We start from the raw sequence: 22,060 nt of genomic DNA on the forward strand, positions 1-22,060 counted from the left end.
TCCGTTCGACCCTGTCGTTGACCGTCGGGGCATGCGTCTTCCTGACTACTGACCTGAGGCGAGTCGCAGTTCGGGCCGGCCCAGTGCGGCCCCGATCGACTCCGCGACGTGGCGCGCATCCCGGTCGATCCCGAGGAATCGTCCCGAGCCCCAGGTGTGCATCCAGGGCAGACCGACGAAGCTGAGTCCCCGAATCTGAGTCGCGCCACGGGTTTGCATGGGTCGGCCCGCACCGTCGAACGCGCTGGCCTCGATCCACCGGTAGTCGGGCCGGTAGCCGATGGCCCACACGATCGCGGTGATGCCGGCGGTGTCGAGGTCGAGTTCGGTTGGCTCGCTGTCGGGTTGCCACACCGGCTGGTAGCGCCCGGGTTCGGGTGCCTCGATGCAGTTGTCGTCGATGTAGCGATCGATGTCTACACAGATGGAGTTGTAGACGGTGTCGGCCTTGTCGAGCGAGTCGGTGAGGGTCGGGGCGAACTGCAACGCCGAGTCCTTGCCGCCGGCGAGATGTCCGTAGAGGTGCATGCCTTCGAGTGCGAACCGGCGAAGGTCGATGTCACGTCCGCCGTCGCGGCCGGTCACATAGTGATTGGTCTTTTCCTGCGCAGCTTTGCCGCCCGGATACTGCTGTGCCGCGATGTCATACAAGCCCATGTCGGAGAGCCACGTCATGCAGTCGCGTCCGCGGTAGGTCCGGGCAACCCGGGGCGCGTTCCCGACGGCGAGGTGTACCTCTCGACCGGCGAGGTGGAGGTCCTCGGCGATCTGGGCCCCCGACTGGCCGGTGCCGACCACGAGGACGGCCCCGTCGGGGAGTTGATCGGCGTTGCGATACTGCTCGGAGTGAATCTGTGTGACTGCGGGATTCAGCGACGCGGCGTAGGGCGGGATCACCGGGATCGGGTAGCCGCCGGTGGCCACCACCACCTGGTCACAGGTGAGCACTTGTTCGCCGGTCGGGCCGGTCATCGTGAGTTCGAAGGCGTCGCTGCCGGGTTGGCGCAGACGAGTTACGGATGTGTGCGTGCGCATCGGTGGTTCGAAGGTGGCGAGCCAGCCGTCGAGCCACTCGATCACTTCGTCGCGCGTCATGAATCCGTCCGGATCGGTTCCCGAGTATGTGTAGCCGGGCAGCCGGCAGTGCCAGTTCGGTGTGACCAGGGTGAAGTTGTCCCAGCGCTTGTCGGACCATGCGTGCATGGGGGTCTGCGACTCCACCACGAGGTGTTCGATGCCGGCCCGGCCCAGGTACCAGCTGACGGAGAGTCCGGCCTGCCCGCCGCCGATGATGACGACGGGGACGTGATGTGTTGGGGTATGAGCCGATTCGCTCATGATGGCTCCAGGTGGGTTCTGTGTTAGGTGATGGGCAGTGGCGGGTGCATGGTCACAACCTCGACCATTGATTCGGTGGGGTAGCGGACCGCAGCGGCGCGGATGTCGTCGGCGGTCGCCGCTGCGGACGTGCACGCGAAGCCGAACTTGGCGCGGACGCGTTCGGCTGCTTCGTCGAGGGCCTCGGTGGCGCGTCGGCTGAACTCGCCGACCGTGTAGCTCGTCTCGGGTTGCAGGTGGTCGTGGATCACCAGGCTCGGCGAATAGCATTCCTGCACTGCGCCATCGGGCCACCGCACGGTGAACGTCATCTCAGGCATGGGCCAGACTCCGCCATCCTGCGTCGCCGGTGGCGTCGAGTTCGGTGAGGGCGCCGTAGGCGTCGGGTCGTCGGTCGCGGAGGTGGAACATGCCGGCCCGCATGGCGGTGAAGGTGCCGGCGATGTCGACCTCGGCGACGGCGAGTCCGGCATCGAGCAGGGTCGAATCCAGCACATTGCCGCCGGGATCGACGATCTTCGCGTTGCCTACGTAGCGCAGGGAACCAAACGTCCCGGCCTGATTGGACGCCACCCAGAACACCTGATTGTCCAGTGCCCGTGCCGAATCGAACAGATTGAAGCGGTACGTCCAACGGTCGTCCTGCAGGTTCTCCGCGGTGGCTGTTCGGGCCGCCGGCCATGCCGACAGGCTGGCGATGATCTCCGCACCGCCCAACGCCATCACCCGGGCCGCCTCGGGGAATGCCTTGTCGTAACAGATCTGGAGTCCGACGCGCCCGACCGGAGTGTCGAACACCCCGTAGTCCGTGCCAGACGAGTACGACATGTTCTCGCCGAGTGGCTGATGCACCTTGCGGTAACTGCCGTAGATCGTGGTTCCGTCGAGCACGGCGGCCGCGTTGTAACGCGTCTCTCCGTCCTCCGCGAGTTCGCAGAATCCGATCGCGACGACCATGTCACCGACGATCGATTGCACCCGTTGGATTTCCGGGCCGTCGAGGCGGATTGCGGGAGGTAGCGATCGCGACGTCGTCTTGACCGTGTCGCCATGGTTGCCGAGTGAGGAGAGGTAGCCGCCGATGGCCGCTTCGGGAAAGACGAGGAAGTCGACGCCGCGTTCTCGTGCTCGCGCGACGTACTCGGCGATGGTCTGGTAGTTCTGTTCGAGATCGCGGGTGAAATTCGCCGCAACCGATCCGATGACAGTCATGGTCACACCATGTACGTGGAGTTGATGATGGCGCCCTTGCGGGCGTAGTGGATGATGGCGTCCTGCACGTCGAGTGGGTGAGCGGGGATGACGCCCTCGATCAGGTCCTCCTCGCGTCCGCCGTGCAGTGCCAGGCCGAATCGGCAGCAGAACACCGTGCCGCCCTCGGAGATGAAGGTCTCCAACGAGTTGTTGATGTTCTGCTCGCCGGGGAAACCGGAGTCTCCCGTCGTCGGAAAGCCACGGGTGGCAAGACAATTGATCGCGCCCGGGCCGTAGAAGTAAATGGCCGACTCGAATCCCTTGCGGAGTGCGCGTGTTGCCTGGAGCACGGCCACGAAGGAGACCGAAGACTCGTGCGCGATGCCGTGCACGAGCGTGAAGTACGTCTCGCCGTCCTCGGCCTGGTAGTCCGGGAAGATCTTGGTTCCGCCATAGATGTTGGAGCCCTTGGGAAGTGATGGATGTGGGATCTCCGCGAGAGACGACGCGATGTTGGCGGTGATGGTCTCGTCGAACGACGGCATGGCTGCTCCTGGGAGTCACGTGCGCAGGCACGGTGGCGGGGGTCAGGCGACGCTGCCTGGAGTGATCGAGTTGGACTACGATCGTGGGTAGCGCTGCTGGCTACGAAATACAGTTCACGCCCACAGTATTTCGTGGTGGTTACGAGCGGACTAATTGAGCGGCCGATCCCGTTAACATGACCGCTGGCTCCACCGAGTCAGCGACCCACCCCCCGACGAACACTTGGCGGGTGGTCGTCGAGCCTTGGGGCGCACCAAAAGTGGGGGAAGAAGTTTCGTCCCCTATCCTTGGTGTCGTCCCCACGAAATTTCGCGGGGACGACTTGGAACTTGGGGGAAGAAGTTCTTCCCCTAGATTTTTCGGGCCGGGTGCTGGCGCACTACCCCAGTTCAGAGCGGCAGTCACCAAGCGCTCGGATCATCGACCCACCCGCTGACGTCGTCGGCGATCGTAGAGGCCAGAAGAGCCTGGTCGCCGAGCGCGAGGCATTCCGACCCACCGAACCCACCGCGATCCTGTCGGATGCCTGTGCCCCTCAACCCCACCACGTGCACTATCCACGTGGCCAGCCTCCCAGGTACAGATTTCCGCAGGTCGCCGCGGTGGTCACCCAACATTTCGAGTCAGCGCAGATAGCGCTCGACGGAGCGCTCGGGTGTCAGATCGAGACGGCGAAGCAGTTGTGCGTTGAGCGCGACCACGACCGTCGACGCCGACATGAGGATGGCACCGACGCTCATCGGGAGGACGAATCCGATCGGGGCCGCGATTCCGGCCGCGAGTGGAACCGAGATGAGGTTGTATCCGGCTGCCCACCAGAGGTTTTGCTTCATCTTCCGGTAGGATGCGCGGGAGAGTTCGATGACCGACAGCACCGATCGTGGATCGTCCGACGCGAGGATGACGCCGGCTGAGGCGATCGCTACGTCGGTTCCCGCGCCGATCGCGATCCCTACGTCGGCCGCAGCGAGCGCGGGGGCGTCATTCACGCCGTCGCCGACCATGGCGACCCGGCGTCCTTCGCTCTGCAACTCGGCGACCTTGGCAGCCTTGTCTTCCGGGCGCACACCGGCATACACGCGATCGATGTCGAGTTCGGTGGCGACCGTGGCGGCGACGGCCTCGGCGTCGCCGGTGATCATGACCACCGCAACGCCGGCGTTGTGGAGTGCCTCGACGGCCTGTCGCGATTCGGGCCGGATCTCGTCGTCGAGCCGCAGCGCTCCGATGACCGCGCCGTTGGACACGACGTGCAGGATGATTGCGCCCTCGCGGCGCCACTCGTCGGCGACACCGAGTTCGTCGGCGCGTTCCTCGTCGAGCAGGTGGGGTCCGCCGACCCGCACCCGACGACCGTCGACGGTTGCGGTGACGCCCACCGCTGGAGATGACGAGAAGTCCGACGCCGCAGTAACATCCAATCCTCGCGCGTCGGCCGCGGCGGTGATGGCCCGGCCGAGCGGGTGTTCGCTGTCGGCCTCGGCGGCCGCGGCCACGGCGAGCACGTCGTCGGCGTCGTGCCCGGGGGCGGGCTCGATTCCGGTGACGGCGGGCGCGCCGGCGGTGAGGGTTCCGGTCTTGTCGAACAACACGGCGTCGACGGTCCGCATGGTCTCCAGGGCCAGGCGATCCTTGACGAGGACGCCTCCGCGCGCGGCACGTTCGGTCGCGATGGCAATCACCAGGGGGATGGCCAATCCGAGGGCGTGCGGACAGGCGATCACCAGAACAGTGATCGCTCGGACCACCGCGTCGTCGGGCATGCCGATCGCCGTCCACACCACCGCGGTGATCAGCGCTGCGCCGAGTGCGAACCAGAACAACCAGCCTGCTGCGGTATCGGCAAGGCGTTGTGCGCGGCTGGAACTCGACTGCGCATCCGTGACGAGTCGCTGGATTCCGGCCAGTGCGGTGTCGTTGCCTATTGCGGTGACGCGCACCCGAATCCCAGAGTCCGTGGCCACCGTGCCGGCCACCACGCGATCGCCGAGCCGACGGTCGACGGTCCGCGATTCGCCGGTGACCATCGATTCGTCGATCCCGGCCGAGCCTTCCACGATCACTCCGTCGGCGGGAACCGTGCCACCGGGCCGCACGATGACGACGTCATCGACCACGAGGTCGGCAGGGGTGACGGTCACGACGTCGTCGCCCTCGATCCTCTCGGCCTCGTCGGGCATCAGCGCTGCGAGCGAGTCCAGCGCCGACGTCGTCTGCGCAAGAGAGCGCATCTCGATCCAGTGCCCGAGCAGCATGATGACGACGAGTAGCGCGAGTTCCCACCAGAAGTCCAGGTCGTCGTCGAGCACGCCCAGCGTGGCTCCCCACGACGCCACGAACGCCACGGTGATGGCCAGGGCGATGAGGAGCATCATCCCGGGTTGCCGCTGCCGGATCTCACCGATTGCGCCGGTCAGGAACGGGCGACCGCCCCAGACATATATCACCGTCCCCAACAGCGGGGATACCCACGACACCCAGGTGGCATCCGGTAGGTGGTAGCCGATCAGGTGCGCGAACATCTCGCTGGCCACCACGACCGGGACGCCCAGGACCAGCATGATCCAGAAGAGTCGACGAAAGACGGCCACGTGGTCGGCGTGACCACCGTGGCCCGAGTGGTCGGTGTGGCCGGCATGGCTGCTGTGATCGCCGTGCATCATGTGATCACCGTGCATCGTGGGGTCGTGATGGGAGGTGGCCATGGCGCCACCGTATACCCTATAGGGGTATCAGCGCGACCCGCGACCGGGTTCCATGATCGTCTCCGCAAGCGCGGTCAGGCTGACGGTGAGGATCTGCTGGACTTCGCTCTTGGACAACGACTCTCGATCCAGCCATTCCCGTGCGGCGGCCCGCACCATGCCACCGTAGGCACGAATGGCGGCGGATGCCGTTGCGCGCGAGGCGTCGTCGCCGTCGAACCCGATGGCCTCGAGAACGCGCTGTGCGGCGTGGTCGTCGGCCTCGTCGAGAATGGCACGCACCTCGGGGTCGTCGCCGACGCCTTCGCCGCCGACGGCAAGCCAGGCGCGGCCGTGGGTACCGAGCACTGTCAGGAGCCAGTCGACGGACGATTGCACCCGTTGGTGCAGGGTGCCTTCCGGCAGATTGACCTCGTCGAGCTCGGGCACGAACATCATCGCCCGGACGACCTCGAGGTAGAGGTCGCGTTTGGTGCCGAAATAGTGGTTGAGCAACCCGCGGGCGACTCCGGCGTCACGTGCGACCGAAGCCATTTGCACAGCGGCATAGGGCTGTTCGCCGAATGCGCGGATCGCGGCAGCCAAGATGTCGGACCGGCGTTCATCGGGCCCGAGCCGGCGCCAACGAGGCTCCTCGGATGTGCTCACCCCTGTCATGGTGTCACACGGGGGTGCAGCGTCGGGCTCAGGTGAGCTCGCGGAGGAGCAGATGCAGCACTGCCGTCGTCGCCAGTGACCGGACGGACGCCCGATTGCCCGGGAATCGACGCGTCACGGTGACCGTGTCCCGACCGGCGATGGCGATTCCGAAGCAGACCGTACCGACCGGTTTGTCCGGACTGCCGCCGTCGGGGCCGGCGACACCGGTGGTGGAGACTGCGGTGTCGGTGTCGAGACGATGCAGCGCGCCTTCCGCCATGGCCCGGGCAACCTGCTCGCTCACCGCGCCGAACTCGGCGATCATCTCGGCAGGCACGTCCAGGAGGCCGGTCTTGACGTCGTTCGCGTACGACACCACACCACCCATGACGTAGGCCGACGACCCGGCCCGGTCGGTGAGACGCGCGGCAACCAGTCCGCCGGTGCACGACTCGGCGGTGGCCATGCGCCGACCGGTCAGCGCCGCGGCGATCAGATCTGCGAGCGTGGCGCCGTCGGTCGAGAAGATCTGCCGCTCATGAGCGTCGAGCAACACGCGCACCAGCCCGTCGTAGGACGACGCCGCCTCGGCCGGAAACCGCGTGACGATCTCGACTTCGCCGCCGCGCAGGCAGGTCGTGATCTCCAGGTCGTCGAAGCCGTCGACCTGACCCTCCGCATTGCGGAGGGTCGCGGCCAGTTCGGCTTCTCGCAGGCCGTACGCACGGATGGTCTCCTGGCGGTGCTCGCCGCGTCTCGCGATGGCGTCGGCGATCTGCGGGGTGGCCAGACCGGCCGGCCACATCGCCTGCAGCTCGGCCGGCGGCCCCGGCAGGATGAGGATCGCGGGCCGTGCGGGCTGCGCACTGATCGCCACTCCGGGCGCGGTTCCGACCGGCGCAATCGATTGTGCACCAACGGGTACCAATGCCTGTTTCCGAACGCCTGCCGCAGTCGCGACCGGGTCGGTCTGCACCCCGGAGCGGGACTGCCAGTCGCGCACACGTTCGGCGATATGCGCCTCGAGGTCCGCCTCCACACGCAGTTCCAGCCCCGCAAACGACGCGACGGTGGCGACGGTGGCGACGGTGAGATCGTCGGCCGTCGGGCCCAGGCCGCCGGTGGTGACGATCAGGTCCACCCGTTGCTCGGTGAGGAACGCCAGTTGCGCGGTCAGGTCGGCAGGCCGGTCGCCGCAGATGGTGATGTGTGCGACGTCGACGCCCAGTTCGAGGAGTCGCGCGGCCACCCACGGACCGTTTCGGTCGGTCACCCGACCCGACAGAACCTCGGTACCGGTGACCACGATGCCCGCGCGCACACTCACCTCGTCGAGCCTAGTCGCCTGCTGCCGGAGGGGCGTGCGCCCGCGGGTTGTCCGCATGATCGGCCAATGCCCGGACATCGGGCAGCGTCGTCGCCGATCATGAGTGCAACCGATCTCGAAAGGTGGACGATGAACGGTCGGACGATCGCGACGTCGATGTTGGGGCAGTTCAAGCGGGCCCGGGTCGCCTACTTGAAGCTGCGGGGACAAACACCGGACACCGTCGCCGAGCAGCGCGTCGCCAGCGGCAAGACGTGGGAGGAGTTCTGCGACACGCTCAAGGCGGCGGGCGCGGCGGTCGTGTTCCCCGGGACGCCGACCGACCCGCTCACGCAGGCCGAGGGCTACCGCTACCTCAGTCGCCTCACCCGCGCCGGACTCGAGGCGTTTGTCGAGTACGCCGATCCTCGCGCACCGGTACTGCGCCGCATGGTGCACGAGACCGTGAAGATGGGTTCGGACAACCCCGACAACTTCTACATGAACGCCAATATCGACGGGACACTCGAGTACCGGATCAGCGGCACGCGAGGCACCGTCGACTACCTCGGCTTCGGTACGCAGGAAGGCAATTACGGGGAAGGCGGCCAGATGCCGACCACCGGCTATGTGGAGGCCGCCGAACTCGCCATCGCACCCGACGGCTCCTTCGAACTCATCGTCAGCGCAACCGAGCACAGCGGGAACTGGCTACCGATGACGCCGGAGACCGGACTGCTGATCGTGCGGCAGACCTTTGCCGACCGCACCACCGAGGTCCCTGCCGAAATCGAGATCGAGGTGCTCGGCGGGTCGGCCTCACCGGAGCCCCTGACCGCCGCGCAACTCGACGCCGGACTCGGGCGTGCGAGTCTGTTGGTTGCGGGTGCATCGATGCTGTTCGCCAAGTGGGCCAAGGACTTCCAGAAGTATACCAACGAGTTGCCGATGTTCGATCCGGAGCGTTCGACGAAGGCCGGCGGCGATCCGAACATCATCTACTACCACAGCTATTGGCGGCTCGGACCCGACGAGGCGCTGGTGATCGACAGCGAGATCCCCGAATGTGACGGCTGGAACTTCCAACTCGACAATCACTGGCTGGAATCGTTGGACTACCGCTATCACACGGTGCACGTGAACAAGCACACCGCGAAGTATCGGCCCGACGGCTCGGTGCGGATCATTGTCGCGCACCGGGACCCGGGACTTCCCAACTGGATCGAGACCACCGGGCATGACTGTGGCGCAATGTCATTCCGCTGGATTCGCGCCCAGAACCACCCGCAGCCGCAGACTCGGGTGGTGCGGGTCGACGACCTCGCGGGTCTCCCGTGACCGACGGATTCACCCCCTTCGTTCGGCGGCCGATCCGCCTGCTCAACCGTCTCGGCTCTTTGCTCGAGGAGCGAGGTGTCACGGTGGACCTGTCCGCCGAGACATTGCGTCGTCGTGCGGTGAAGGCCACGGGATTGCCGTGGTCGGCCGATCGTCAGACGGATCTTGCATTGGATGCGTTGTGCCGCTCGATCATCGAGGACGCCCAGCTGAGTACCTTTGGGGCGCTGGTGATCCGGGCCCGCATGCACGGCATCCTCACCACGCGCCTGCGCGTCGCGGCGCTACTCGAACGTTATCCCGACATCGCGACACTGCCCATCGAACCGCCCATCGTCATCGCCGGCCTGCAGCGCAGCGGCACGACGATGCTGCACCGGCTCATCGCCGCGGACCCGGACATGCGGGCCGTCGGCTCCTGGGAGGTGGTGCATCTGCTTCCGCGTAAGCGAGAGAAGTCGGGTCGGCCGACCGTGCGGATCGCCCAGACCAAAGCCGCGGAACTAGCGCTGCGCTACTTGAATCCGCAGTTCTTCGCGATCCATGCAGTGGAGGCCGACGGTCCCGAGGAAGACGTTCTGCTGCAGGAGTATTCGCTGCTCTCGCAGGTTCCCGAGGCTATGCTGCACGTGCCGTCGTATGCCGAGTGGCTGTCGAAGCAGGACATGCACGGTTCGTATGCCTACCTGAAGGTCCTGCTTCAGATCCTGCAGTGGCAAGACCCCCGTCGCCGCTGGGTGTTGAAGACACCTGCACACCTGGAGCACCTCGACACCCTTCTCGACGTCTTCCCGGATGCGCTGATCGTGCAGACCCATCGCGATCCGCTGCGCACCACGGCGTCGTTCTCGAGCATGCTCGCCCACGGACACTCCATGTTCAGTGAGCACGTCGATGCGCGTGAGGTGGCGCGCCACTGGCTGACGCGTAATGCGGACATGGTGAATCGTGCGCTCGACGTACGTGAGCAGCGTCCCGAGGTCTTCCTCGATGTGCGCTACGAGGACCTGGTCGACGATCCGATGGCCCAAGTCGAACGCATCTATGCCGCAGTAGGATTCGAACTGACCGAGGAGGTGCGCGCGCGGATGGAGGAGCACCGGAAGGGGCACGCCCAGCACAGCCACGGCGTGCACAGGTACTCATCGGAGGAGTTCGGGCTGAGCGAAGGTGAGGTAAACGACGCGTACGCGCGATACCGTGCAGCGTTTGCGCTCTGAGCTTTCAGAGCGGGTAGGCGGTGGCGGTGAGTTCTTCACCCTTGGCCCACAGGCGCGCTGCGACATCGAAATCGCATGCAGCCGTCGAGCGTCCGAAGAGCACGGGCTCGCCACGCAGCGCCCAGATGCCGTCGACGCCGACGTAGCTGCCCGGCGCGATGGGCCGGGTCAGGCAGTAGAGCGTGGTCTGCGCACCGGCGTCGTTGTCGTTGGCCAGTAGCGACGCGCCGCTCTGGACGATGCGATGGGCGATACCCAGACCTGGCTTGTTGGAGATGTTCGACGCCACCCAGCCCGGCGTGGTCATCATCGCGCTGACCTCGGATCTGCTGCTGCGCAGTCGTCGATCGAGTTCGAGTCCCCAGAGCATCACGGCCAGTTTCGATCTCGCGTACGCACGGGCGGGATTCCAGCCCTTTGACGTCAGGTCGAGGTCGTCGGGGTCGAGGGTGGCGCCACGATGCGCGTCCGACGCGACCAACACGATCTGCCTCGTGATGCGGGGCAGCAGCAGGTTGGTCAACGCGAACGGGCCGAGGAAGTTGGTGCCGATGCCGAGCTCGAATCCGTCTGTGGTGGTGCGATGCTGGTGTGGGAAGACTCCGGCATTGTTGATGAGATAGTCGACGCTGCCGTCGAGCGTCTCGGTGAACTCCCGCACCGAGGCAAGGTTTGCGAGGTCGAGATGGATGACCTCGCAGTCGCCGCCGAACTCCGCCGCACGTTGCTTCCCGAGTTCGACGTTGCGCACGGCGAGTACCACGCGCACGTCCGCTTGCGCGAGGGCTCGCGCGGTGGCCATGCCGAGACCGTTGGTGGCGCCGGTGACAACGGCTCTGCGTCCGGCCAGCGCGGTGAGGTCTTCCATGCGCTCAGTGTGTCACCGTACAGTCCATCCTCGATAGGACTCGGTCAGACGCCAGTGGTGGAGTTCACCGTGACCGCCACTGGGGTCGATCCGCCATGCCCGTCGCTCACGGTGACGACAAACGTGTCCGACCAGTTGACCCCCGGTTGATTGCCCGTGTAGGTCCACGCCCCGGTCGTCTCGTCGATGACGACTGTGCCGTGCGAGGGTGCGGTGGTCACCGCGTAGATGAGGGCGTCTTCGTCGGCGTCCGACCCGGTCACGACCCCCGATCTCACCGGCGTGGTAAAGGCCTGCAGGTCGGTGGTGAAAGCGTCTGTGACGTAGAGGGTCTTCCCGTCCGGCGACACGACCAGATCGTTGGGTAGGTAGCCAGAGCTGGTCACCGCGAGGGTACTGACGCTCTCGCCGCTGACTGTATCGATGACCGCAACACTCTTGTTGCCCTGCCCGTTGACGGTGGCGACATAGAGCGATTTGCCATCAGGAGTTATCGCCGCAGCCGTTGTCTGGCGTCCGAGCGGGATCACCTTGGTAACCGCCATCGTCGCCGAGTCCAAGACATATACGGAGTTGCTCGTCCCGCCGGTGACATAGAGCGTGTCACCGTCGGGCGATATCACGATGTCGGTGATGCCGACGGAGGACAAGGCTGACGGAGTGGTTTCACCGGTCTCGATGTCTATGCGCGCCACCGTGCCCGAGTGGGCGGCGTAGATCGCGGTACCGTCGGGGCTCGGCCTGACAATGTAGGCGGCGTCACCGCTCACGTTCGGGACGGTGGAGACGGCGAGGGTCTCCGCGTCGATCACCGCCACCGACGGGCCGGCGGCGTCGCTGCCGACGTAGATCCATCGTCCGTCGGAACTCACCGCGACCGTAGTGGGTTTCTGGACCGGGATGGTGTGGGTGACCGTGCCGGAGGCGGTGTCGACGACGGACACGCTGTTGCCCCAAAAGTTCGCGACGTATGCCGTCGTGCCGTCGGGACTCAGCGCAACCGCTTGCGGGTTCTGTCCCACCGTGACCTTCGTGATGCTGCCGTTCGTGGTGTCGAGGATGACCAGGTGCCCCGTCTGGTACTCCTGGCTGGGCATATACACGTACCGCCCGTCCGGGCTTACCGCGCTGCCATTGAGCCACTCGTAATGGATTCTGCCGCCAACGGTGCCGATGGCGCCGACGGTGGTGGTCGTGCGCGTGCTGTTTTGGGACGACAGCACGGTGTAGCCGGCCGTGGGTGCGTTGTTGAAGGGATAGAGCGTGACGGGGATCGCGTGGGTGGTCGTGCCGCCGTGGCCGTCGGTGGTGGTGACGGTGATCGTGTCTGTGGCCGGGAGGCTGGGATCGCCCGCGAGTGCGTGGACGTAGTCAGGATCGGCGCCGTAGTACACGGTGATGGAACCGTCGGTGTTGTTGATGACGGTGGCGACCCCGCGTTGGGATGAGGCAGTGGTGGTGAGGTCATCGCCGTCGCCGTCGGTGCGGGTGAAGGTGTAGGAAACGCTGTTGTACGCGTTCTGGGCGTCCGTGAGCGTGAGTACCGGGGCGCTGTTGACGGGTGCGATCAGCGGGCTCAGCGTGACTGTGCTCGTGCCGCCGTGACCGTCGTCTGCGGTGACGGTGAAGGTGTCGCTGCCGAGCGGGATGCCGTCGGCGGCGAGTTGGTGGGCGTAGTCGGCATCGGGTACGTAAATGATCGCGACGGTCCCGTCCCCGTGATCGTTGATATCGATCGTGCCGTGTGCGGGCGTGGTGTGGGTGATCACGAGGTCATCGCCGTCGCCGTCGGTGCGGGCCAGGATGTAGACGCTGGTGTTGTCTGGGTAGGTTCCGCCGCTGAGCACCGCCAGCGACGGCCCCTGATTCTGGGCGGTGACCGGCACGGTGATGGTTGCTGTTGTTCCGGATGCTGGTGTGACGCTGTAGGTGTGGCGTTGACCGTCGGTGGCGGTGATGGTGAAGGTGTCGGTGGCCGGCAGGGTGGGGTCGGCGGCGAGGGCGTGGGCGTAGGTGGGGTCGGGGGTGTAGGTGTAGGTGCCGTCGGGGTTGATGGTGACGGTGCCGTGGTCGGGTGCGTCGATCAGGGTGTAGGTGAGGGTGTCGCGGTCGGGGTCGGTGGCGCCGAGGGTGCCGGTGACGGTTCCGGTTGTGGTGTCGACGGTTTGGCCGGTGGGGGCGAGGTTGGGTGCGCTGTTGAGGTAGCGGCGGTTGAGTTGTTGCCATGCGGCCCACACGAACACGAGAGCGGGTTGTGCGGGGGTGGGATTCGGGCTGGATTGGTGGGGGTTGTAGCCGAACAGGGTGAGGATGCCGGCCACGATGCGGGTGGGGGTGTTCTCGACGGGGGCGCCGTTGTCGGTGGTGGTGGCCGGTGCGGGGCCGTTGCCGGTGACCGTGCCGCCTTCGGGGGTGGCGGGTGGTGTGGTGGTCTGCAGGAGTGCGGGGGTCTCGGTGACAGTTGTCGGTGCTGCGGGTGAATGTCGTTGTGTGTCGGGGTGTTCGGCCACCTGGGTGGTGTCGGGTGTAGTGGTGGTGGCTGGTTCGTGGCGGTCGGGGGTGGGGGTGGTCTCGGTGGCGGCGGTCGGCGCGTTGTTTGCGATCGTGGGGGTGGGTTCGGGTGTGGCCGTGGCGCTGTCGGGTGTGACGGTCACCACCGCGGGCGGGGTGTCGGCGTTGTCGTCGGTCTGGTCGGTGTCGTCGGGCGTGGTGGTCGAATCGGCGTCGTTGTCGGTGTTGTCGGCCGCATCGCCGTCGGTGGTCTCGTTGTCGGAGTTCTGTCCTGCGGCGGCTGCCGGGTCCGAATCGTTGTTCGTCGAGTTCGATGAACTGGAATCATCTCGCGAGTGATCGGACTCCGATTCCGAGGACGAGTCGTCGGAGGTGTCGTCCGAGGTGGAGTTGGAGCTGTTGGACGATCCGTCGGAGGGTTCGGCGAAGGCGACGACGGGGCTGCCGCCGAGCCAGAGTGCGGCTCCGGCGCCGGTGGCCGCTGCGAGGGCTTTGATGCGATGGGTGGTGGTGCGGTGGTGCATCGCTGCGGTCCTCCTGGGAATGAGAAGGGCCGCAGCCGGATTCGTCCGGTCCAGGCTCTCCTTCTCGCCTCACCCGCAACGTTACGAATGTCGACGCGGTGAGGTAAGTCCCAGTTTGGGGCCACGGTTAGCGACGCTAACCATGAACTTTGCTCGCGCTACATCATCGAGAATGCTTGCCGGAGAACTCCTTTTCGCTTTCGATGATGCCGTCGAACTCGGCGTCCACCTTTGCGGTGTCCATCAACTCGGTGTCGAGCAGCTCGGGTGCGGACGCTGCCAGTTGCGCACTCTCCTCGAGCGACGAGCTCGTCTTGAGCGCGACTTCCTTGATGAACAGGATGGCGACCAGGCTGAGCGCGGCCATCACGCCGGCGACCAGGAAGATCCGGGCCGTGCCGTCGCCGTATGCGCCGCGGACGATGTCGGCGATCGGACTCGGCAACTCGTTGAGGTTCGACAATCCCGCATCGGACCCACCGGTTTGCGCGGGGTTGATGCCGACGGCGCGTAGGCCCGACGCGATCAGGTCGGTCACGTGGTTGGAGAGAACGGCACCCAGCACGGACACGCCCGCCGCGCCACCGAGGGAACGGAAGAACGTGACTGTCGAGGTGGCGGCACCGAGGTTGTCCGGGGTGACGTTGTTCTGCACGGCGAGGACCAGGTTCTGCATCGTCATACCCATGCCGAGCCCCAGGATGAAGAGGTATCCGCCCAGCAACACCATGTTGGTGTGCGCGTCGATCGTCGACAGGAGCCCGAAGCCCGCGGTCATCGCTGCGGCGCCGGCCACCAGGAAGCCCTTCCATCGGCCGTACCGGGTGATGAGTTGGCCCGACACGGTGGCCGACACCATCGAACCGATGATCATCGGCAGCGTGAGCAGACCGGCCGCCGTCGGTGAGTAGCCACGTGCGATCTGGAAGTACTGGCCGAGGAACACGGCACCGCCGAACAGGGCGACACCGACTGCGACGCTCGCGAGAGTGGCCAGCGCGGTGGTCCGATCGCGGAACAGGCGCAGCGGAATGATCGGGTCGGCGACGCGCGACTCGGTGATCAGTGCCGCGATGAGCAACACCACGCCCAGTGCGACAAGGCCGATCGACATCCCCGACGACCAATCGAAGCTCTTGCCCGCCAGGGTGACCCAGATGAGCAGAGTGCTGACACCGGCAGCGATGAGCACGGCACCGAGGTAGTCGATGTGCACGCCGGCCTTGCGGACGACCGGCAGGTTCAGGGTGCGCTGGATGACCAGCAGTGCGATGACCGCAAGCGGAACGCACACGTAGAAGGTCCAGCGCCAGCCCAGCCAGCTGGTGTCGACGATGACGCCGCCGATGAGCGGGCCGGCCACCGTGGCCAACGACATCACGGCCGCGATCGGACCCTGGTAGCGGCCACGCTCACGCGGGCTGAACATCGACGCGATCACGATGACGACGAGTGCCTGGAGGCCGCCCAGGCCCAGACCCTGGATGACGCGGAAGCCGATGAGCATGCCCACCGACTGGGACAGGCCGGCGAGTATCGAGCCGAGGGTGAACAGCATCAGCGACAGCTGCACGAGGAGCTTCTTGCTGATCAGATCGGAGAGTTTGCCCCAGATGGGGGTCGTCGCCGTCGACGCCAGGAGGGTCGCGGTGACCACCCAGGTGTACTGATCCTGGGTGCCGTGCAGGTCGGTGATGATGGTCGGGAGCGCGTTGGACACGATCGTCGACGAGAGAAATGCGACGAACATGCCCATGAGCAGGCCGATCAGTGCCTCGATGCGTTGCCGATGGGTCATCGGCGCACCCGAGGCCTGTTCGGCTCGCGTGGTTGTCGTGGTCAAGGTGAGACCTCCGGGTTCAGGTGGCAGGACGCCGCTGTGCGCGGAGTCGGAAAGGGGGGCGACCCGCCAGCGCGGGCGGTCGTCGGATCGGTGGCGCGTGGGGGTGAGCACGCACCGAATTAGTTGATAGCCGCAACTATAACCAACTATGGTTGCAACCCGCAACTATCTTTGCCTATTCCGCGGAATGCTCCGGGTCGGGGTGTTTCGCGTCACCGTCGCCGTCGCCGGACACGTCGGCGAGGCGCCGAAGCAGCTCGGTGAGGGTACGGATGTCGGCGGCGTCCCATCGATTCAGGCGGGCGCGCCAGTCCGCGACGGCCGACGCCACCACGGCATCGACCCGTTCCCGGCCGGCGCCGGTCAGGGCGACCACTCGAGCGCGTGCGTCGTCGGGGTCGGGCGTCCGGCGGGCCAATCCCAGCCGCTCCACGGAATCGATCTGGCGGGTGACGGTCGACTTGTCGAGGTCGAGCATCGCCACGAGCTGTGTGATCCGCAGGGATTCGTGGCGGTAGAGGATGGTCAGGAGCGGGTAGCAGGACGGGTCGAGACGCGGGTCGATCGCACGAGCACGATTGCGCGTTCGAGCCCGACCGCGTCGCCAGAAGTCGGCGAGTTCGGACTCGAGGTCGGTGATCGGATCGCTACCCACCCTGTGCAGGGTAATCGCGCGTCGGGTCAGGAGGAGGCGACCCGCGCGGTGGTGCTGCGGATCACCAGTTCGGGTGTGAGAGCCGACGCCGCCCGGTCGGTGCGGCCGGCGTCGAGCCTGCTGACGACGTCGGCGATGGCGGCCTGCGCCTGTGCTTGTGGCTGCTGGCTCACGGTGGTGAGGTCGATGTTGGCAAGGCGGGCGAGCGTGCTGTCGTCGTAGCCGGTGATCGACACCTCGCCTGGCACGTCGACACCTGCGCGACGAAGGGTGTCGAGGAGGCCGACGGCGAGACGGTCGTTGGCGCAGACGACGGCGGTCGGCAGTGTGCGCGACAGGATCTGCTGGGCCGCGCGGATTCCGGCGTCTTCGGTGAAGGCCCCGCCCTCGACGACTGCGGCGTCGGCGGCCAGGCCGTGGCGTCGTAGCGCGCGCAGGAACCCGCTGCGACGATCGGCGGCGATGGTTCCGGGTCCGCCCGCGACGTGGATGATCTCGCGGTGTCCGAGCTCGACGAGATGGTCGACGACGAGCGAGATGCCCTTGGCATCGTTGGTGCGGATCACGTCGACGGTCGGCGACGAGGTGCGTCGACCGATCACCACCGTCGGAACCCGATCGCCCAATGCGGAGATGGCCCGGGTGTCCAGCTCGGGCCCGACGAGAAGCATTCCCTCGCAGCGGAAGTCGAGAAGTGTCTCGACCACGCGGGACTCGTCGTGGCTGGGGGTCACCGCACCGAGAACGATCTCGTATCCCGCGAGATCGGCTGCGGACACGAGATATTCGGCGATCTCGGCGTGAAAGCTGTTGCGGATCTGGGCCACCACGCCGATGAGGTGTGAGCGCCGGGCAGTCATCAACGCGGCCGTCCGATTTCTCCGGTAGCCGAGTTCCTCGGCGGCCTGTTCGACGTCGCGTCTCGTTGCGTCGCCGACGCCCGGCGCCTGGCGGAACACCAACGACACCGTCGCCTTGGAGACACCCACCCGGTCGGCGACATCCTGCATGGTCGGACGGCGCCCGGCTGCCGACGTCTCGGTCATTCGCAACCTCCTCGTTGATGAATCAGGGGTTGACAGCTCCCTGTGGTGTGGCTCATAGTCGTCAACATCGTACACAACTAGACCGGTTTAGTAGACCGGGCTAGTACCAAGGAAACGGGAGTTCACAGTGACCAACGAATCGATCGGTGTCGCCGTCATCGGAGGCGGAATGGCCGGGCGAGCGCATGCTGCCGGGTATCGCAACACCGGCACGCTGTTCGGCCTCGACCGGCCGGAAGTCCGGCTGGTCGCCATCGCCGACGCGAATCCGGCCGTGGCCGACGACAACGCCAAGCGGTACGGGTACGATCGCGCCGAATACGACTGGCGTGCGATCGCCGAGGCCGACGACATCGACGCGGTCAGCGTCGTGGTGGCCAACCACCTGCATCGCGAGATGGTCGAGGGATTGCTCGCCGCCGGCAAGCATGTGCTGTGCGAGAAGCCGCTGGCCGGTTCGCTCGCCGACGCCGAAGCCATGCTCGCCGCCGCCGACAGCACCCGGGACCGGGTTGCTGCGGTCGGCTACACCTATCGTCGGGCGCCTGCCGTGGAGCAGATCCGTCGCGAGTTGGCGGCCGGGACCGTCGGCGACCTCGTCCACTTCAACGGCCACTACTGGTGCGACTACGCCCTCGACCCCACGTCGCCGATCACGTGGCGCTACCAGGGCGGGCCCGGCACCGGAGCCCTCGCCGACGTCGGCAGTCACCTCATCGATCTGGCCGAGTTCGTCTGTGGACCCATCGCGGAGATCTCGGGTGCGCGGTTCCACACGGTGATCACCGAGCGGCCGATTCCCCTCGGTACCACCTACGGCCACACCAAGGGCGCGGTCAGCAGCGAGAAGGCGCCGGTGGAGAACGAGGACATCGCCACCTTCACCGCGACATTCGCCGGTGGGGCCGCCGCCACCTTCTCGGCTTCCCGCGTTGCACACAGCCTTCCGGACGGACTCGGTTTCGAGCTCTTCGGAACTGCCGGATCGGCTTCCTGGGAACTCGCCCGCATCGCCGAATTCCACCTCGCCGCAGACGATGTGCGTGCCGACCTGAACGGTCCGCGGCGCATCACCATCGGACCCGACCACCCCTACATCCGCGGCGGACTGCCCATGGATGCGGGTGGCGTCGGACATGGCAAGGCCGAGCTGTTCACCTACCAGGCGCGGGCGTTCCTCGACCAGGTCGCCGGCATCGACGTCCTCGGACCGCTGCCCGGCTTCGACACCGGCCTGCACAGCATGCGTGTCGTGGCCGCCATCGCCGAATCCGCAGCGGGCGGCGGCGCGACCGTCAAAGTCGGCTGACAGACCACACGATCACCAATCACTCTGCAAGTAAGGACAATTCCTATGAAACTCGGTGTCTACACCGCGATCCTGCACGACCGCTCCCTGCGCGACGCCCTGGAGGTGATCGGCTCACTCGGCCTGACCGGTGCGGAGATCAACGCCGGCGGCTTCTTGCCCACCCCGCATCTGCCGGTGCGTGAACTGCTCTCGGGCGAGGTCAGTGCGAGTGAGTACCTCGCCACCTTCGACGGCACCGGTGTCGAGATCGCCGGCCTCAACTGCAACGGCAACCCGCTGCATCCCGACCCCGAGGTAGGGCCCGAGGACGCCGACGACCTGCGCAACGCCATTCGCGTCGCCGGCCTGCTCGGAGTTGACCGGGTGGTGACGATGTCGGGTCTGCCGCATGCGCATCCGGGCGGTCAGTGGCCGGCGTGGCACGTGAACACCTGGGACTCGGGCTATCTGGACTCGCTCGACTACCAGTGGGACGAGGTGGCGGTCCCGTTCTGGCGTGAGATCGACGCCCTCGCAGGCGAGAACGGCGTCAAGGTGGCGATCGAGATGCACCCGCAGAACCTCGTCTTCAACCCGCCCACCATGCGACGTCTCGTCGAGAAGACCGGCGCCACGAACGTCGGCGCGGAGATGGATCCGTCGCACCTGTTCTGGCAGGGCATCGATCCGGTCGCGGCCATCGAATGGCTCGGACCGCTCGTGTTCCATGCAGCTGCCAAGGACACCCGGATCAACGAGAACTGCAAGATCTACGGCGTCCTCGACGAACGATTCACACGTATCCCGCTGTCGGACAACCCCACCGGACTCGGCGGACGGCACGTCGTGAACAAGTGGCCCGAGGACTCGGCCTGGGATTTCGTCGCCGTCGGCCGTGGTCACGACGTGGACTTCTGGACGCGGTTCCTCCAGGCGCTGGAGAAGGTCGACCCGGACATGGCGGTCAACATCGAGCACGAGGACGTCGAACTCGGGCAGATCGAGGGCCTGCAGATCGCCGCGGAAACCCTCAAGGCCGCCAACTCGGTCGCGGCCCGCTGATACCCACTCGGAACCCAGAGAGAAGCGATTGACGGTGAGCACCAACCATTCCCGGCGTCGCCGGCTACTCGCGGCGGCCGCATGTGTCGCCACGATCGCGGTGGCGGCCGCATGCTCGAGCACCGGCGGCAAGCCCCGCGACGACGACGGCGGCATGGCTGCCGGTCAGGCCAACACACCCCGATTCACCGTTGCGATGGTGACGCACGGCCCGCCCGGTGACACCTTCTGGGATCTCATCCGCAAGGGCGCCGAGACGGCTGCAGCCAAAGACAACCTCGAGCTGAGGTACTCGTCCGAACTTCAGGGTCCCGACCAGTCGAATCTGCTGCAGAATGCGGTCGACAGCAAGGTCGACGCCATCGCGGTGACACTGGCCAAGCCGGAGGCCATGGCGCCTGCGGTGCGGCGTGCCGTCGAAGCCGGCATCCCCGTCGTCGCGTTCAATGCGGGCATCGATGCGTGGAGTTCGCTGGGTGTGCTGTCGTATTTCGGTCAGGACGAACAGATCTCGGGTGAAGCGGCCGGTCGTCGGCTGAAGCAGGATGGGGCGTCGAAGGTGCTGTGCGTCATCCAGGACCAGGGCAACGTCGCACTCGAATCACGTTGTGCTGGAGTCAAGTCCGGTATGGGCGGTAATGGCGTGGAGAATCTCAACGTGAACGGGACCGACATGCCGAGCGTCCAGGCCACCATCGCGGCCAAGCTGCAGCAGGATCCCGGCATCGATCACGTCATCACGTTGGGTGCTCCCATCGCATTGGCCGCGGTCAAATCCAAGGATGCCGCCGGTAGCGAGACCAAGATCGCCACCTTCGACACCAACGCCGCCCTCGTCGACGCCATCAAGTCCGGTCAGGTGCAGTGGGCAGTCGATCAGCAGCCCTTCCTGCAGGGCTACCTGGCAGTGGATCAACTGTGGCTGTATCTCAACAACCGCAACGTGATCGGCGGCGGTCAACCGACGCTGACCGGGCCGGCCTTCATCGACCAGACCAACATCGACGCCATCGCCGAATACGCGCGGAACGGAACACGCTGATGAAGATCGCACTCGATCCGACGCCCTTCCATCACGATCACGACCTGCTCGAGTTCCCAAGGCTGGTGGCCGAACTCGGCTACGAATATCTGCAACTGACCCCGCACCGAGACTTCATCCCGTTCTTCAATCATCCACGCGCCGACGATGATCTGGTGCGCAGCTTTCGCAAGGCATGCGACGACGCGGGTGTGCAGGTCGCGTCGGTGCTGCCGGTGCTGCGCTGGTCGGCACCCGACGAGGATGCGCGTGAGGCGGCCGTCCGGAACTGGAAGCGGGTCATCGAGATCACCGTCGACCTCGGTGTCAACGTGATCAACACCGAGTTCTCGGGGCGTCCGGAGCGTGCCGAAGAGTCCGAACGTGCCTTCTTCCGGTCGATGGAGGAGTTGCTGCCGATCATCGAACGAGAGGGTATCGACGTCCGAATCGACCCGCACCCAGACGATTTCGTCGAGGATGGGCTGGAAGCCGTACGCATCATCCGCGGTGTCAACTCACCCAACATCGGCATGGTGTACGTCGCGTGCCACACCTTTCACATGGGTGGAAACATGGCTGAGATCATGGCCGCCGCCGGTGATCGGCTACGGCTGGTGCACGTCGCCGATTCGATGGATCACCGCCGTTCGCACGGACTTCGGTACATCACCAACCCGCCCGGGAACCCGGTACGAGTGCATCAGCACCTCAAGATCGGCGACGGCGACGTCGACTGGGACGAGTTCTTCGGCGGCCTCGGCGGACTTGGCTTCTACGACCGCGACGACACGGTGATGGTGTCATCGGTGTTCGCCGAGGACGAGAACGCGGTGGAGGTGTCGCGGTATCAGCTGTCGACGATGCAGGCGTATATCGACAAGTACTCCACCGCTCCTTGAGAGGGACCAAGGTCACTACTGTCCAATTCAATCGTGTGCTACTAATTGAGG

General features: G+C 66.1%; 18 protein-coding genes. 6 read left to right on the forward strand and 12 right to left on the reverse strand.

Going from position 1 to position 22,060, the window contains the following annotated elements; translation table 11 throughout:
• Positions 1-45: 45 nt before the first annotated feature.
• The 7 genes from ACWDTF_RS17775 to ACWDTF_RS17805 all read right to left on the reverse strand — a co-directional run bounded on the left by ACWDTF_RS17775 (position 46) and on the right by ACWDTF_RS17805 (position 7,749).
• Complete coding sequence (locus ACWDTF_RS17775; RefSeq protein ID WP_240855144.1) at positions 46-1,338, reverse strand: MSMEG_0569 family flavin-dependent oxidoreductase; 1,293 nt, start codon at positions 1,336-1,338, stop codon at positions 46-48.
• 23 nt (positions 1,339-1,361) lie between these two features.
• On the reverse strand, positions 1,362-1,658 hold the full coding sequence (locus ACWDTF_RS17780; protein ID WP_240855142.1) for an MSMEG_0570 family nitrogen starvation response protein: 297 nt from the start codon (positions 1,656-1,658) through the stop codon (positions 1,362-1,364).
• Entirely contained in the window at positions 1,651-2,550 is a 900-nt protein-coding gene (locus tag ACWDTF_RS17785; RefSeq protein WP_240855141.1) for a carbon-nitrogen hydrolase family protein, read from the reverse strand. The genes ACWDTF_RS17780 and ACWDTF_RS17785 overlap by 8 nt, the downstream gene beginning before the upstream one ends.
• Positions 2,551-2,552: 2 nt before the next feature.
• Positions 2,553-3,077: an MSMEG_0572/Sll0783 family nitrogen starvation response protein gene (locus tag ACWDTF_RS17790; RefSeq protein WP_240855139.1), complete on the reverse strand. Its 525-nt coding sequence runs from the start codon at positions 3,075-3,077 to the stop codon at positions 2,553-2,555.
• A gap of 624 nt (positions 3,078-3,701) precedes the next feature.
• A complete protein-coding gene (locus tag ACWDTF_RS17795) occupies positions 3,702-5,756 on the reverse strand; it encodes a heavy metal translocating P-type ATPase (RefSeq protein ID WP_433259671.1) in 2,055 nt (684 codons plus the stop codon).
• A gap of 54 nt (positions 5,757-5,810) precedes the next feature.
• Positions 5,811-6,440 carry a TetR/AcrR family transcriptional regulator gene (locus tag ACWDTF_RS17800; protein WP_240855137.1) on the reverse strand — a complete coding sequence of 210 codons (630 nt, stop codon included), beginning with the start codon at positions 6,438-6,440 and terminating at the stop codon, positions 5,811-5,813.
• Between the two features lie 28 nt (positions 6,441-6,468).
• On the reverse strand, positions 6,469-7,749 hold the full coding sequence (locus ACWDTF_RS17805; protein ID WP_355274628.1) for a competence/damage-inducible protein A: 1,281 nt from the start codon (positions 7,747-7,749) through the stop codon (positions 6,469-6,471).
• A 129-nt stretch (positions 7,750-7,878) separates the two neighbouring features.
• Here ACWDTF_RS17805 and ACWDTF_RS17810 point away from each other — a divergent pair, with 129 nt between their 5' ends.
• A complete protein-coding gene (locus ACWDTF_RS17810) occupies positions 7,879-9,066 on the forward strand; it encodes a DUF1214 domain-containing protein (protein ID WP_355274631.1) in 1,188 nt (395 codons plus the stop codon).
• Complete coding sequence (locus ACWDTF_RS17815) at positions 9,063-10,286, forward strand: sulfotransferase family protein (protein ID WP_355274634.1); 1,224 nt, start codon at positions 9,063-9,065, stop codon at positions 10,284-10,286. Before ACWDTF_RS17810 ends, ACWDTF_RS17815 begins: the two co-directional genes overlap by 4 nt.
• A 4-nt stretch (positions 10,287-10,290) precedes the next feature.
• Here the strand turns inward: ACWDTF_RS17815 and ACWDTF_RS17820 are convergent, their stop codons facing one another.
• The 5 genes from ACWDTF_RS17820 to ACWDTF_RS17840 form a co-directional block, all read right to left on the reverse strand.
• The gene (locus ACWDTF_RS17820) at positions 10,291-11,154 is read right to left on the reverse strand and encodes an SDR family NAD(P)-dependent oxidoreductase (RefSeq protein WP_240855130.1); all 864 of its coding nucleotides are present in this window, start codon (positions 11,152-11,154) and stop codon (positions 10,291-10,293) included.
• Positions 11,155-11,198: 44 nt separating this feature from the next.
• Entirely contained in the window at positions 11,199-14,189 is a 2,991-nt protein-coding gene (locus ACWDTF_RS17825; RefSeq protein WP_355274637.1) for an Ig-like domain-containing protein, read from the reverse strand.
• Positions 14,190-14,352: 163 nt separating this feature from the next.
• On the reverse strand, positions 14,353-15,987 hold the full coding sequence (locus ACWDTF_RS17830) for an MDR family MFS transporter (protein WP_355274693.1): 1,635 nt from the start codon (positions 15,985-15,987) through the stop codon (positions 14,353-14,355).
• 220 nt (positions 15,988-16,207) lie between these two features.
• Positions 16,208-16,687: a MarR family winged helix-turn-helix transcriptional regulator gene (locus ACWDTF_RS17835; RefSeq protein WP_240855126.1), complete on the reverse strand. Its 480-nt coding sequence runs from the start codon at positions 16,685-16,687 to the stop codon at positions 16,208-16,210.
• A 26-nt stretch (positions 16,688-16,713) separates the two neighbouring features.
• Positions 16,714-17,733, reverse strand: a complete 1,020-nt coding sequence (locus tag ACWDTF_RS17840; RefSeq protein ID WP_355274641.1) for a LacI family DNA-binding transcriptional regulator — start codon at positions 17,731-17,733, stop codon at positions 16,714-16,716.
• Positions 17,734-17,860: 127 nt separating this feature from the next.
• On the opposite strand from ACWDTF_RS17840, the gene ACWDTF_RS17845 reads away from it, so the two are divergent.
• The 4 genes from ACWDTF_RS17845 to ACWDTF_RS17860 are packed head-to-tail and all read left to right on the forward strand — an operon-like array spanning position 17,861 to position 22,009.
• A complete protein-coding gene (locus tag ACWDTF_RS17845) occupies positions 17,861-19,042 on the forward strand; it encodes a Gfo/Idh/MocA family protein (protein ID WP_355274644.1) in 1,182 nt (393 codons plus the stop codon).
• Between the two features lie 45 nt (positions 19,043-19,087).
• Positions 19,088-20,086: a sugar phosphate isomerase/epimerase family protein gene (locus ACWDTF_RS17850; protein ID WP_355274647.1), complete on the forward strand. Its 999-nt coding sequence runs from the start codon at positions 19,088-19,090 to the stop codon at positions 20,084-20,086.
• A 34-nt stretch (positions 20,087-20,120) separates the two neighbouring features.
• The gene (locus tag ACWDTF_RS17855) at positions 20,121-21,128 is read left to right on the forward strand and encodes a sugar ABC transporter substrate-binding protein (RefSeq protein ID WP_449754780.1); all 1,008 of its coding nucleotides are present in this window, start codon (positions 20,121-20,123) and stop codon (positions 21,126-21,128) included.
• Positions 21,128-22,009 (forward strand): sugar phosphate isomerase/epimerase family protein, encoded by an 882-nt coding sequence (locus tag ACWDTF_RS17860; RefSeq protein ID WP_355274650.1) that lies wholly within the window; start codon positions 21,128-21,130, stop codon positions 22,007-22,009. Before ACWDTF_RS17855 ends, ACWDTF_RS17860 begins: the two co-directional genes overlap by 1 nt.
• Positions 22,010-22,060 lie beyond the last annotated feature (51 nt).

This window comes from Gordonia sp. NPDC003422 (genome assembly GCF_053588675.1).